This is a genomic window from Sphingomonas sp. GW822-FHT03G08 (genome assembly GCF_058801135.1).
In genome coordinates this window covers 321,323-334,091 of sequence record NZ_JBXAMZ010000002.1, presented here as the reverse complement: position 1 = coordinate 334,091, position 12,769 = coordinate 321,323, and the positions used below count along the sequence as shown (strand labels likewise).

Here is a 12,769-nt window from a genome sequence, read left to right as displayed (position 1 = left end):
GCCGGACCGATGACGTTTTCCCGACGCGACTTCATGAAGGTCACCGCCGGTGCCGGCGCACTCGCCGCAATCGGCCAGCTCGGCCGCACCACCGCCATGGCTGCCCCGAACGGCAGCTACCGCGCGATGGTCGGCGTGTTCCTGTTCGGCGGCAATGACAGCTGGAACATGGTGATCCCCACCGATGCCCGGCACGCTGCCTATCTCGCCGCGCGCGGCAGCGTCGGCATCGCCGCCAGCCGCCTCACCGCGCTCACCGGCACTGCCTATGCGCTGCATCCGGCGATGGCCGCGCTCCGCCCGATCTGGGACGAGGGCAGCCTGGGCCTGGTGCTCAACGCCGGCACCCTCTACGCGCCGCTGACCAAGGCGACCTACCAATCGCGGGCCGATCTCCGCCCAACCAACCTGCTCAGCCATTCCGACGAGCAGGCGCACTGGCAGGGCCTGCGCGCTCGGGACTTCGCCACCGACGGCTTCATGGGGCGCCTCACCGACAAGATGGGCGCGAGCAGCGTCCCCTCGATGATATCGATCGCGGGCTCGCAGCTCGCGGTGATTGGCAAGACCAGCTCGGCGCTCGTCCTGCCCTCCACCGGCACGCTGTCGCGCTCGGGCTACTCCACCGCGTCGAACGCCGCAAACACCGCCAAGAACAACGCGCTCGGCACCTTCTCCTCGGCCACCGGCCTGGGCGACCTGTCCGAAGCCACCGCGCGCGACGTAAACGGCAGCTATGCCCAGGCGACCACCGCCAACACCATCATCTCGGCGACCAGTTCGCTCGACGGCTATTTCGTCAACCCGACCACCGGCGCCGCGCTGACCAGCGACGTCGCCCGTCAGCTGATGCGCGTCGCCCGGATGATCGATGCGCGCGGCTCGCTCGGCCATGGCCGCCAGACCTTCTTCGTCAGCCAGGGCGGGTACGACAATCATTCCGGCCAGGTGAATGGCGGCACCAACGACACCGGCACCCACGCCAACCTGCTGGGCGACCTCGCCATGGCGCTCGCCGGTTTCCACCGCGCGATGCAGTCGATCGGCATGGCCGAGAACGTCACGGCGTTCACGATGAGCGACTTCGGCCGCACCTATCGCGGCAATGCCCAGAACGGCACCGACCATGCCTGGGGCGGCAACCACCTGGTGGTCGGGGGCAACGTCGCCCCCGGCGGGATCTTCGGCGCCTATCCGGATCCGGTGCTCGGCGGTGCGACCGACGTCAGCAGCGAGGGCCGCTTCGTCCCCGCCGTCTCGCAGGAGGAATATATCGGCGCGATCGCCCGCTGGCATGGCGTCAGCGACGCGGACATGCCCTATGTCTTCCCCAACTGGTCGACCTGGAGCACCGGCGGGCGCGCGCCGCTGAGCCTGTTTCGAACCTAAGCGGACCTCATTCCCGCCGTCACCCCGGCCTTGAGCCGGGATGACGTGCAAATGGGAGCATTCGATCTACCGCATACGGTTCCTGCGCGCTTAACTGCGTATCCGGATTGCGCTATCGTTGCGCCCGGGTAATGGGGCGCGCCTTTCGGGGAGGCGAGTGATGGCCAATCTTTATCGCATTACGCCGTTCATGCATGTGCCGGACTTCGAGAAGGCGCTGTGGTTCTTCACGGACGTGCTGGGCTTCGAACTCTATTTCCGGACGCCCAACTATGCCTATGTCCGGCGCGAGCAGGCGGCCTTCCGCATTCTCGAGAATATGGGCGACGACGGCGCGCCTCCGGGCAACCGCCGCTTCTGCTATTATATCGACGTCGAGGATGTCGATGCCATCGCCGAGGAGCTCGCCCCCAAGGCGCCACTGCTCAACGACGGCGATATCTATGGCCCGATCGACCAGATGTACGGCCAGCGCGAGCTGATGGTGGTGGCCCCGGACGGGAACCTGCTGGTGTTCGGGCAGGATATCTCGAAGCGGTGACTAGAGGGGGACGCTTCCCTCTCCCATGAACCGCGCCCGGGTGGAGAAGCTCGCGCCCTCCACCGTGATCTCGTTGAACGAGGGCGGCCTGGCGCGCACCCGCTCAGACAGCGTCCCCGCTCCGATCAGCCGCACGGTCCGCCCCTCGACCTGATGCTCGACATCGAACGGGTCATGGACATGCCCGGTCAGCACCGCATGCGCACCTGCCCGGGCCAGCGCCGCAAGCGCCTCGGGCCCGCGCCGCGTCTCGCTGGTCATCCGGGTGCCGCCTTCCACCAGCGGATGATGGCAAGCGACGAATACCAGGTCGCCCGCCGGCACCGCCTCAACCTGCGCCAGCGATTCCTGCAGCGCCGGCGCGCTCACATAGCCCTTCGCCCAGTTGAGCCGCCACTGGAAGCGCGCCGTGGTCTTGAGCGGCACCACGGCCACGCCCCGGCGGTCGAGCGGCCGCTCGATCATCGCCTCCAGCGCCCGGTAGCGCTTGTAGGGCGTCACGAACCGCGCCCAGAGGTTGAACCAGGGCAGGTCGTGATTGCCCACTTCCACGGTCACCGGCCGCCCAAGCCCCTGCAGCCACGCCGCCGCCGCCGTGAACTCCTTCGCGCGCGCATGCATCGTCAGGTCGCCGGTCATGATCACCGCATCGGGCTGTTCTTCCCGCACACGCGCGCCGAACCAGTCGATGGCGGCGCGATCCTCGCAGCCGAAATGGACGTCGCTGACGTGGAAAAGCCGCGTCACCCCAGCGCCGCCCGCGTCGCGATGAACACCTCGCGGCTCATCCCCGCGGTGACCGCCGTACCCGGCGCCAGCGACACCGGTTCGCCGTCGAACAGCGCGAGCACCGGCTTCTTGCCCGTGGTGCGCAGTTCATCGGTCAGGCTCTCGCTCACCGCGTGTGCGGCCACCCAGTCGCCGGTCAGCCATTCCCAGCCGAGCTGGACGATCGAACCCCAGTCGCGCGCGTCCACCGCTGCCACATGCAGCTCCTTGCCCTCGGGCCGGACGAACACCGCCTGATATTTGTCCCTGAGCGCCGGCACCCCGCCGATGCGGATGCCGCTGCCGCCGAAGGTGCGGTTCCACGCGATATGCGCGGCCTGGAACAGCTTCTTGATGGCGCCCTTGCGCGCCGCCTCGCGCGCCCGGAACCACGCGGTCGCAGGCCCCAGTATCAGTCCGACAAATCCGCGATGCTCGCCCGCCTCGATATAGGGCAGCGCCACCCGTGTCGTCTCGTCATGCGCCGCCTCGATGATCGTCTTCGGATCGAGCGTATCGTGCAGCGACTTGGCCAGCAGATTCATCGTGCCGCCCGGCAGGATCAGGAAACTGCCCTTCCACTTCTCCAGTGCGCAGAGCGTCGTGTTGATCGTCCCGTCACCGGCGAACAGCACGACGGTGTCCACCTTCTTCCGCGTAAGCGACGCTCCCTTGGGCAGCTCCTCCGCCGGGAATTCGGTGCGGCCGACCAGCGTCAGCCCGCGTTCCTCAAACACAGCCTCAAGCGCATCGCACTTGGCCTTGGTGGTCGATCCCGAGCCGGGGTTGGTAATGAACCAGAGTCTTTCCATCCCGGTCGTAACGCCCGGGATACGAAATGGCTCAACCTGATCCCTCTTTAAGCGTCATCCCCGCCTTCGCGGGGATGACGAAAAAGCGGGAAGAGCGGCCCACTCAATACCGATACAGCCGCACCTTCTGGATGCCATACTGCCCCGGCGGCAGGCGGACATGCCGCCCCTGGTGCGTCTCGTCACCATTGAGCCGGCGCCCGGCCACCCATTTGCCATCCTCGAACCCGCCTTCCTCGACCAGGTCCAGTCCGACCCGCGGCTCGAAGGTGAAGGTCACCCCACTGCCGGCGACCAGATAATCCTCGCCGCCCAGCCAGAGCAGGATCGCGCCATGCTCACCGGGCTCCTGCTTGTCCTTGGGCGTCCAGGGATCGACGAAGTTCGCGGTGATCCGGTAGCCGCCCATGCTCGCCACCTGCGGGCTGCTGTCGACCACGCCTTCGAAGCTCACTACCGGCGAGAAGCCGTCCTGCGCCTTTGCCGCGAACAACGCCGGCGTCAGCTGCTCGAGCATCGCATAGAAGCCGCCCAGCCGGTCCTTGTCGCCGATCTGCTCGATCGCGAAGGGGCTGAACCCGATCGCCTTGTGCTTGCCGATCACCCGCATCGCATTGGCCGGTGCGCGCAGGTCGCCCGCCTGGTTCGCTTCGGGCACGAACAACACATTGCCCGGCACGACATAGCCGTCGGCGATCCCGGCGAAGTTCGGGAAATAGATGTCGGGTGAGAGCATGTCGATCGCCGGCGCGGCGTCCTTCCATTCGCGCATCAGATGCGCCAGCGGCCCGCCGCTGGGATATTCGCCCGGCAGCTTGCCCGGCCGTCCCTGCGCGCCGTTGACGTACATCGGCAGCCTGTATTCGCGCTTCCCCGCCTCGGCGACGACATTGGCGAAGCGGGCATAATGGTGCGCGGTGAAGCCTTCCTCGCTGCCCCTCCATTTCGCGAAGGCGGCATCGGCGAGCGGGCCATGCTCGCGCGCGCTCGGCAGGAAGCCGATCTCGTTCTCCACCTGCACCATCAGCACCGTATGGCGGTCGCCGTCGATCGCCTTCAGATGCTTCATCACCGCCGCGAATGCCCGCGCGTCGCTGTCGAGCGTCGCCTTGCCGAACGCCGAGAGGATATCCTGCGGCTGCCCGTCCTTGCCGGTCGAGCGCATGAAGCGCTTGCCGTCGCGCTTCACCCAGGCGGGCACGTAGGTCGACATGCTGTTCTTCCAGGTACCGAACCAGAGCAGCACCAGCCGCATGTCGTTGGCACGGGCATCCTCGACCAGCCAGTCGAGGCTGGAAAAGTCGAACTTGCCCTCCTCCGGCTCGATCGCTTCCCAGGTTACCGGCGCCAGTACGGTGTTGAGGTGCAGCGTCTTCAACCGCTGCCAATGCGGCTTGAGCCAGGCGCGATCGGTCGCGGAGCTGTTCCCCAGCTCGCCCCCGCGGATCAGGAACGGCTTGCCGTCCACGATCAGCCGCCCCCCCTCCAGATGCGGCGCCTGCGCGAGCGCGGGGGTGGCAAGGAAAAGGGCGAGCGTGGTGAGCCAGCGAAGCATGACCTGCACAATAGTCAGAGTTATTAGCCCATGGGAAGGTCGAGCTTGCGCCGATCGCCCGGGTGGGCCAACCGGCGGGTCGAAGATTGGAGCCCCTATGTCCCGAGCCGAATTCCAGCGCGTCGCGCCGCCCCAGCTGACGGCGGAAGTGCGCATGTACGAAACGGCCGAAGGCGGCCTTGAGAGCCCGGCGCAGCCGGGCTGGACCTGCCCGGTGATGACCGAGACGACCAAGCCACTGGTCGGCTGGGACGCGCTGCCGCTGCTCCGCGATGCGCCGCTGCATCCCGGCGAGACCCGCGAACTGGGCTTCGTCTTCCTCTCGGGCGACGCCGCGGTCCGCGCGCTGCGCGAAGCGGGCCATTTCTATTTGTGGGAAGGCCGCTTCATCGGCGAAGGCCGGGTGATCGACTGAAGCGTGGGGAAGTTGGAGCGGGTAGCGGGAATCGAACCCGCGCTAGAAGCTTGGGAAGCTCCTGTGATACCATTTCACCATACCCGCTCGGGCCCGCCGAAATCCCCGCTTTTGCCGATTCTGTCAAGCGGCTCCGCTCAGTGCCGCAGCTTGAGGTGATGCAGCGGCGGCCGGCGCTTGCGGAACAGCAGCTTCAGGCAAACCCAGAGCAACAGCCACTCCCATAAAGAGGGGACGCGGTCGGCACGCATCACGCCACCTCCTCGATCGCCACCGCCGCGCCCGGCCATTCCTCGGCGGCGACCTGGGAGATCGGCCGGGCGATACCGCGCGTCAGCCCGATGGGTACGGTCACCCGGAAGCCCCGCGCGATCAGCCCTTCCACGGCCCAGCGCACGCAATAGTCCGCCGCGACGCCGACCACGGTCACCACGTCGATTCCGGAAGCGGTCAGCCCGGCGAAGAAGCCGTCGCGGTCCGCAGCCTCCCCGCTGCCGATCCGCTCCACCGCAAGGCCCGGCTCGGCCCACATGTCGAACACGCCCTTCTCCAGCCGCAGCACCGGGATCCCGGGACCCACCGCGCCGGGATCCACCATCAGTTCCCAGCCCGGCGTCCCCTCCACGCAATGCGGCGGGAACTGCTTCGCTTCCTCGGATACCGCATAGACCTCGGGTACATGCGTATCGAAGGTGAACAGCACGCCGGCGGTGTCCCCGGGATGCAGCCCGGCCAGCCAGGCCTGCATCGGCGCGACGATCTCCTCAGCGCCCGGCACCGGCAAGGCACCGTCCGCCGCCACGAAGTCCCGCTGCATGTCCACCACGATCACGAAGTTCGGCATGATCCATCTCACTTCCCGGATTTGACATATATCCGATTCGCACATAAGTAAAGCGCACAGTGAATATAAGGCTCCGCCGATGGACGAAGCGACCTTCCTCGAAAGCTATGACCCGGCCGCGTTCGAGCGTCCGTCGGTGGCGGTTGACCTGATCCTGATGAGCGTGGTCGAGGGCGCACCCGCGGTGTTGCTCACCCGGCGCGACCAGCATCCCTTCCAGGGTGACTGGGCACTTCCCGGCGGGTTCGTCGGCATCGGCGAGAGCCTGGACGCGGCCGCCCACCGTATCCTCGCCGAAAAGGCGCACATGGCCGATGCGTATGTGGAGCAGCTCTACACCTTCGGCGCGGTGGACCGGGATCCGCGCATGCGGATCATCAGCGTCGCCTATTTCGCGCTGATTCCCGCCACTGTCTTCGCCGCCGCACTCCGGGCCGCGCCCGAACTCGCCCTTGCCAGACTGACCGTCCCGGCCGGCGGCCTGGTCGAGGCCCGGCTTGCCGAGGGCGAGATACTCACCCTCGCCTTCGATCATGGCGCGATGCTCGGCGTCGCGATGCTGCGGCTGCGCGGCAAGCTCGACTATTCGGGCATCGCCTTCGCGCTGCTTCCCGAGCGCTTCACCCTGCGCGCGCTGCAGGACGTGTACGAGGCGATTCTCGACACGCGCCTCAACAAGCCCGCCTTCCGCCGCCGCATGCTCGATCGCGGCTGGCTGGCGGCAACCGGCGAGCGTGAGACCGGTGCCTCGTTCCGCCCCGCCGAGCTCTATCGCTACCACCCGCCCGGCGAAGCCCCTCGCTGAGCCGCACTGCCCCGTCTATCGTCACCGGCCGAACCCGGAGGAAGCCTTGCCCGTCACCGACATCGCCACCCGCGTCTACAACCATGGCTGGCGCCTCGATCCGATCGTCCGCAGCCTGCTCGATACCGATTTCTACAAGCTGCTGATGCTGCAGATGATCCGCCACCTTCATCCGGACGTGCAAGCAACCTTCTCGCTGATCAACCGCAGCAAAAGCGTCCGCCTCGCCGAGGTGATCGACGAGGCCGAGCTCCGCGCCCAGCTCGATCATGCCCGCACGCTGCGCTTCTCGAAGAAGGAGTTGATCTGGCTCGCCGGCAACAGCTTCTACGGCAAACAGCGCATGTTCGCGCCGGATTTCATCGCCTGGCTCGCGGAGTTCCAGCTGCCGGAATATGACCTGCACAAGGTCGACGGCCAGTTCGAGCTGCATTTCGTTGGCCCCTGGACCCACACGATGATGTGGGAGATTCCTGCGCTGGCCATCGTCAACGAGCTACGCTCGCGCGCCGCCCTGAAGGGCAAGGGACGGTTCGAGCTCGACGTGCTCTATGCCCGCGCCAAGGCCAAGATGTGGGACAAGGTCGAGCGGTTACGCCAGCTCCCCGATCTCGTCATCTCGGACTTCGGCACGCGCCGCCGCCACGGCTTCCTGTGGCAGCGCTGGTGCGTCGAGGCCTTGAAGGAAGGCCTGGGCAACCGCTTCATCGGCAGCTCAAACGTGCTGCTCGCGATGGACAATGACCTGGAGGCTATTGGCACCAACGCGCACGAGCTGCCCATGGTCCTCGCCGCCCTGTCCGAAACCGACGAAGCGATCGCAGCCGCACCCTATCGTGTGCTCGAGGAATGGCAGGCGCATTATGACGGCAACCTGCTGGTCGCCCTGCCCGATGCCTTCGGTACCACTGCCTTCCTGCGCAATGCTCCGGACTGGGTCGCCGACTGGACCGGCTTCCGCCCCGATTCCATGCCCCCGATCGAAGGCGGTGAGCAGATCATCGCCTGGTGGCAGGCGCGCGGCCGCGATCCACGCACCAAGCTGCTGATCTTCTCCGACGGCATGGACGTCGACAGCATCGAGGCGACCTATCGCCACTTCCACGGTCGCGTCCGGATGAGCTTCGGCTGGGGCACAAACCTGACCAACGACTTCCGCGGTTGCGATCCGGCGGGCGGTCACGACCTCGAGCCGATCTCGCTCGTCGCCAAGGTGACCAGCGCCAATGGCCGCCCCGCCGTCAAGCTCTCGGACAATCCCTCCAAGGCCACCGGCGATCCGGCCGAGATCGCCCGCTATTTGCGCATCTTCGGCGAGGAGGGCCGCGTCGCCCAGAAGGTCGCGGTGTAGCTCCCATCATGCTGCGCCACCACCGTCATCCCGACTTTCGTCGGGATGACGGCTTCCCCCCTGACCTCACGCCCGCTAGCCTGCCCGCACAGCAAGGAGATACGAATGAAGCGGGTTCTGGCAGGTGCGGCGCTGGTCGCGATGGCGTTCACCGGGCACGCCCATGCGCAGCAGAACCCCCAGGCGGAAGCCCAGGCGCTCGAGCTGCTCAAGCGCGGCATCGCCTTCCGCACTGTCGCCGGCCCGGGCAACCAGACGCCCGAATACGCCGCCTATCTCAAGGAGCAGCTGGTCGCCGGCGGCTTCGATCCGGCCGATATCCGTATCGAGAAGCTGGGCGACACCGCGTGGCTCGCCGCCCGCTATCCGGGCACCGGCAAGACCGCCAAGCCGATCTACATCTCGGGCCATATGGACGTGGTCGAGGCCAAGCCCGAGGACTGGACCCGCGATCCGTTCAAGCCGATCGTGGAGAACGGCTATATCTTCGGTCGCGGCGCCACCGACATGAAGTACGACCTGTCCACGGTCGTCGCCACGCTGATCCAGCTCAAGCGCGAAGGCTATAAGCCGTCCCGCGACATCATCCTCCTCGCCTCGGGCGACGAGGAGACCAGCATGAAGACCACCGCCGCCATGGCCGAGCAGTACCATGACGCCGAGCTGCTGCTGAACGTCGATGGCGGCGGCGGCGGGCTCGACGAGAATGGCAAGCCGGAGATCTTCGGGCTGCAGGGCGCCGAGAAGACCTATGCCGATTACGAGCTGACCTTCACCAATCCCGGCGGCCATTCGAGCGCGCCCGGCGCCAGCAACGCGATCTATTCGCTCGCCCATGCGCTGGCGAAGATCGAGGCCTACCAGTTCCCCGGCGAGATCAACGAGATCACCCGCGCCGGCTTCGTCCAGGGCGCCAAGACCGCCGATCCCGAGATGGCCCGTGCGATGCGCGCCTTCCTTGCCAACCAGCAGGACCCCAAGGCACTCGCCACCTTGCGCTCCGAGCCCGGCCTGATCGGCCAGACCGGCACCACCTGCGTCGCGACGATGGTCAATGCCGGCCACGCCACCAACGCCCTGCCCCAACGCGCCACCGCCAACATCAATTGCCGCATCTTCCCCGGCACCTCGGTCGAGGCCGTCGCCGCGACGCTCGCCAAGGTGGTCGGCGATCCCGAGCTCAAATTGAAGACGCTCGACAGCGGCAGCATCGCCAGCCCGGCCTCGCCGCTGCGCCCGGACCTGATGAAGCTGGTGGCGGAGGGCATCCATGCCCGCTTTCCCGGCGTGCCGATCGTCCCCGCCATGTCAGCCGGCGCCAGCGATTCGATGTGGTTCCGCGCCAAGGGCGTGCCGAGCTACGGCGTCAGCCCGATCTTCATGAAGGGGTCGGACAGTTTCGCTCACGGCCTCAACGAGCGCACCCCGCTCAGTGAAATCGCGCCCTCGATCGTGTACTACAAGCTCCTGCTCAAGGGCCTTACGAAGTGATGGGAGACCGAAGGTGGCGCACAGCTTCGCGTCGGTGGGAGCCGATCCGGACGATCATCTGAGCCTGCCCGGCTGGCTCTACACCGATCCGGAATATTACGCCGTCGAGCTCGACGCGGTGCTCCGCCCGTCCTGGCAGATCGTCTGCCATGAAAGCGATATCGCCGGCCCGGGCGACTTCCACACGCTCGACTATCTCGGCGAGAGCGTCATCGCGATCCGCGGCCAGGACGGCGCGGTTCGCGCCTTCACCAATGTCTGCCGCCACCGCGCGATGCGGCTGGTCGAGGGGCCGAGCGGCTGCGCCAGGAAGCTGGTCTGCCCCTATCATGCCTGGACCTATGAGACCGACGGCCGCCTTAGCGGCGTCCCCTCGCGCGCCGACTATTCCACCCTCGATCCCTCGCAGCACGGCCTCGCCCCGGTCGATGTCGAGATCTGGCGCGGCTTCGTCTTTGTCCGGCTGGAGGATCGCGGCGGGCCCTCGGTCGCCGAGATGATGGCGCCCTATGATGCCGAGATCGCGCCCTATCGCTTCGAGGAGATGCGCACGATCAGCCCGGTCCGCCTGCGCGACCGCGCGGTCAACTGGAAGAATGTCGGCGACAATTATTCGGACGGGCTCCACATCCCCGTAGCCCATCCCGGCCTCACCCGGTTGTTCGGCAAGAGCTATCGGATCGAGGCGATGCCCTGGGTCGATCGCATGTCCGGCTATCTGGCGGACAGCCCACGTTCGAACTTCTGGGAGCGCTTCTATCAGGAGCGCCTGCCGCACGCCCCGCACCTGCCCGACAGCCACCAGCGGCTATGGCTCTACTACAAGCTCTGGCCCAACCAGGCGTTCGACCTCTATGCCGACCAGATCGACTTCATGCAGTGGCTGCCCACCGGCCCCACCAGCTGCGTGCTGCGCGAGATGGCCTTCGCCCTGCCCGACGACAGCCGCGAGATGAAGCTGGTCCGCTACGCCAACTGGCGGATCAATCGCATGGTCAACGCCGAGGACACCTGGCTGATCACCAACGTCCAAACGGGCATGGCCTCGAAAAGCTACACGGTCGGCCCGATCGGCGACAGCGAGGTGTGTTTGCGCAGCTTCGCGCGGAAGATCCGCGGCCTGATCCCGGAAGCAAGGCTCCATCGCCCGCCGCCTGCTGGGTGGTCGCGTCGGCTGCGGGCGACCTAGAGAGGGCGATACTCAATTCCCCTCCCTGCAAGGGAGGGGCTAGGGGTGGGTTAGAAAAGGTCGGGCTCGATGCCCGGCCTTTTCTGTTTCCGCAGGCCGTCTCGCCGGGCGCCTCCGGAAGACCGGAGGCGCAACCCACCCCCAACCCCTCCTTGCAGGGAGGGGAGCAAGAATGCTCAGACTTCCGCCCCTAAGCCGCCAGCGCGCGCGCTGCCATCATCCGCGTCGCCCGCTCGGTCGCCAGCCTGGTATCCCCCGCCAGCTTCTTCACTTCGCCCGCCACTACCGCGAAGCCGCGCCCGGCATCGCCGGCACGCGCCGCCTCGATCGTCGCGTTCAGCGCCAGCATGTTGGTCTGCGAGGCAATGTCGCTGATCGATCCGACGATCTCGGCCAGCTGCCCCATCGTCTCCTCGAGCGCCTGTTTCTGCTCGCCCAGCGCATCGCGCAGCGCCACCTGGTCGGTGATGTCCATCGCGAACTTCACGATCCGTTCGGGCCATCCGCGCGCGTCGAGAATGGGGTTGTAGGTCGCCTGCAGCCACACCGCGCTGCCATCCTTGGCGAGCCGCGGATAGACGCCGGAATCATAATGGCCGTTGCCGAGCTTGGCCCAGAAATCGGCATAGGCCTGCGAGCCGAGGATATCGGGCGCGCAGAAGATCCGGTGGTGCCGCCCGGCGATCTCCGGCAGCGTATAGCCCAGGGTCGCAAGGAACCGGTCGTTGGCCCACAGGATATTGCCCCGCAGGTCGAATTCGATGATCGCCTGCGAGCGCGAGATCGCCGCCCAGGCGGCCACCGCACGGCTCTGATCGGAAGAAAGAGATTGCACCATTGGCAATTCGGCTAGGGGCCGAAGGGCTAATTTTGGGTAACCAATTGCCCGGGGTTTCGCCAAAATGGGTGACTTGCAAACTTTGAAATATAGACGATCCGGTCGTCCGGGCGGGTTTCCGCGTACATTTATCCCGTGGACCGGCTCGCCCCCTTCGCCGCAGCGTGGAAGAACAGCGCCGAGATCAGCCAAAGCGCCGCGAACACCCCGCCGAACACCATCGCCTTGAACGGCCCGTCCGCCACGCGCGCGGTGTCGGGCGCAGTCGAGATCGCCAGCCCGAGCAGCGCCTGCATCACCGCCACGCCCAGCATCGCCCGCGCCATGCCGGCCGGGCGGAACCAGGCGGCAAAGGCGCCCACGCCTGCGGCCATCACCACCAGGAAATAGCCGATCCCCGTCCCGTCATCGCGGACAAACACCGCCCACACGCTCAGGAACGACGCAATCAGCGCGACGGCGGCACCGGCGCGATAGGCCCGGCTTGCGCTCGCCCGCTCGGCCAGTTCGTAGAGCAGCCCGACCCCGCCGATCATGATACCCGCCATCACGAAGCTGCCCGCTTCCCAATGCCATTCGTCGCTGATCTGCATCATCACCAGCGGCGTCAGCAGCAGCGCCACCGCCACGCTCCAGCGGGCGATCCGCCAGCCATTCCAGGGGCCGGCACCGGCCAATTCCCGCGATCCCGTCATCTGCCTGCCTTCCACAATCCATCCTGCCCGCATCATGGCACGGATCGCCTGCGCCGTTGTGCAGAAGCCAAGGAGA

The 12,769-nt window shown here is 66.9% G+C and carries 13 protein-coding genes, 1 tRNA gene and 1 pseudogene; 7 read left to right on the top strand and 8 right to left on the bottom strand.

Going from position 1 to position 12,769, the window contains the following annotated elements; genetic code table 11:
* Positions 1–9 precede the first annotated feature (9 nt).
* Entirely contained in the window at positions 10–1,389 is a 1,380-nt protein-coding gene (locus AC1RJ5_RS19065) for a DUF1501 domain-containing protein (protein ID WP_269576409.1), read from the top strand.
* A 160-nt stretch (positions 1,390–1,549) separates the two neighbouring features.
* Complete coding sequence (locus AC1RJ5_RS19060) at positions 1,550–1,930, top strand: bleomycin resistance protein (protein ID WP_221416472.1); 381 nt, start codon at positions 1,550–1,552, stop codon at positions 1,928–1,930.
* Here AC1RJ5_RS19060 and AC1RJ5_RS19055 read toward each other — a convergent pair whose 3' ends face one another.
* From AC1RJ5_RS19055 to AC1RJ5_RS19045, 3 genes are all read right to left on the bottom strand, one after another.
* Positions 1,931–2,677: a metallophosphoesterase family protein gene (locus AC1RJ5_RS19055; RefSeq protein WP_493115097.1), complete on the bottom strand. Its 747-nt coding sequence runs from the start codon at positions 2,675–2,677 to the stop codon at positions 1,931–1,933.
* A complete protein-coding gene (locus AC1RJ5_RS19050) occupies positions 2,674–3,510 on the bottom strand; it encodes a diacylglycerol/lipid kinase family protein (RefSeq protein ID WP_269576412.1) in 837 nt (278 codons plus the stop codon). Before AC1RJ5_RS19050 ends, AC1RJ5_RS19055 begins: the two co-directional genes overlap by 4 nt.
* Positions 3,511–3,613: 103 nt before the next feature.
* Positions 3,614–5,065 carry a DUF5597 domain-containing protein gene (locus AC1RJ5_RS19045; RefSeq protein ID WP_342251322.1) on the bottom strand — a complete coding sequence of 484 codons (1,452 nt, stop codon included), beginning with the start codon at positions 5,063–5,065 and terminating at the stop codon, positions 3,614–3,616.
* Between the two features lie 97 nt (positions 5,066–5,162).
* Between AC1RJ5_RS19045 and AC1RJ5_RS19040 the strand changes: the two genes are divergently transcribed.
* Positions 5,163–5,480, top strand: coding sequence for a hypothetical protein (locus tag AC1RJ5_RS19040; protein WP_269576414.1), 318 nt, complete (start codon positions 5,163–5,165; stop codon positions 5,478–5,480).
* Between the two features lie 13 nt (positions 5,481–5,493).
* Here the strand turns inward: AC1RJ5_RS19040 and AC1RJ5_RS19035 are convergent.
* Positions 5,494–5,567 (bottom strand) — tRNA-Gly (locus tag AC1RJ5_RS19035).
* A 163-nt stretch (positions 5,568–5,730) separates the two neighbouring features.
* Complete coding sequence (locus AC1RJ5_RS19030; RefSeq protein ID WP_493115094.1) at positions 5,731–6,324, bottom strand: cysteine hydrolase family protein; 594 nt, start codon at positions 6,322–6,324, stop codon at positions 5,731–5,733.
* Between the two features lie 79 nt (positions 6,325–6,403).
* On the opposite strand from AC1RJ5_RS19030, the gene AC1RJ5_RS19025 reads away from it, so the two are divergent.
* The 4 genes from AC1RJ5_RS19025 to AC1RJ5_RS19010 all read left to right on the top strand — a co-directional run bounded on the left by AC1RJ5_RS19025 (position 6,404) and on the right by AC1RJ5_RS19010 (position 11,160).
* Positions 6,404–7,129 carry an NUDIX hydrolase gene (locus tag AC1RJ5_RS19025; RefSeq protein ID WP_269576416.1) on the top strand — a complete coding sequence of 242 codons (726 nt, stop codon included), beginning with the start codon at positions 6,404–6,406 and terminating at the stop codon, positions 7,127–7,129.
* Between the two features lie 46 nt (positions 7,130–7,175).
* A complete protein-coding gene (pncB, locus tag AC1RJ5_RS19020) occupies positions 7,176–8,480 on the top strand; it encodes a nicotinate phosphoribosyltransferase (RefSeq protein ID WP_342251319.1) in 1,305 nt (434 codons plus the stop codon).
* 105 nt (positions 8,481–8,585) lie between these two features.
* Positions 8,586–9,971: a M20/M25/M40 family metallo-hydrolase gene (locus AC1RJ5_RS19015; protein ID WP_493115091.1), complete on the top strand. Its 1,386-nt coding sequence runs from the start codon at positions 8,586–8,588 to the stop codon at positions 9,969–9,971.
* Positions 9,972–9,984: 13 nt separating this feature from the next.
* Positions 9,985–11,160 (top strand): aromatic ring-hydroxylating oxygenase subunit alpha, encoded by a 1,176-nt coding sequence (locus AC1RJ5_RS19010; RefSeq protein WP_493115089.1) that lies wholly within the window; start codon positions 9,985–9,987, stop codon positions 11,158–11,160.
* Between the two features lie 190 nt (positions 11,161–11,350).
* Here AC1RJ5_RS19010 and AC1RJ5_RS19005 read toward each other — a convergent pair whose 3' ends face one another.
* From AC1RJ5_RS19005 to AC1RJ5_RS18995, 3 genes and pseudogenes are all read right to left on the bottom strand, one after another.
* A complete protein-coding gene (locus tag AC1RJ5_RS19005; RefSeq protein ID WP_446745959.1) occupies positions 11,351–11,635 on the bottom strand; it encodes a methyl-accepting chemotaxis protein in 285 nt (94 codons plus the stop codon).
* Positions 11,612–11,998: pseudogene (locus AC1RJ5_RS19000) on the bottom strand (PAS domain-containing protein); the annotation flags it as partial. The pseudogene AC1RJ5_RS19000 and the gene AC1RJ5_RS19005, both read right to left, overlap by 24 nt.
* 128 nt (positions 11,999–12,126) lie before the next feature.
* Entirely contained in the window at positions 12,127–12,693 is a 567-nt protein-coding gene (locus AC1RJ5_RS18995) for a hypothetical protein (protein ID WP_269576421.1), read from the bottom strand.
* Between the last annotated feature and the right edge of the window lie 76 nt (positions 12,694–12,769).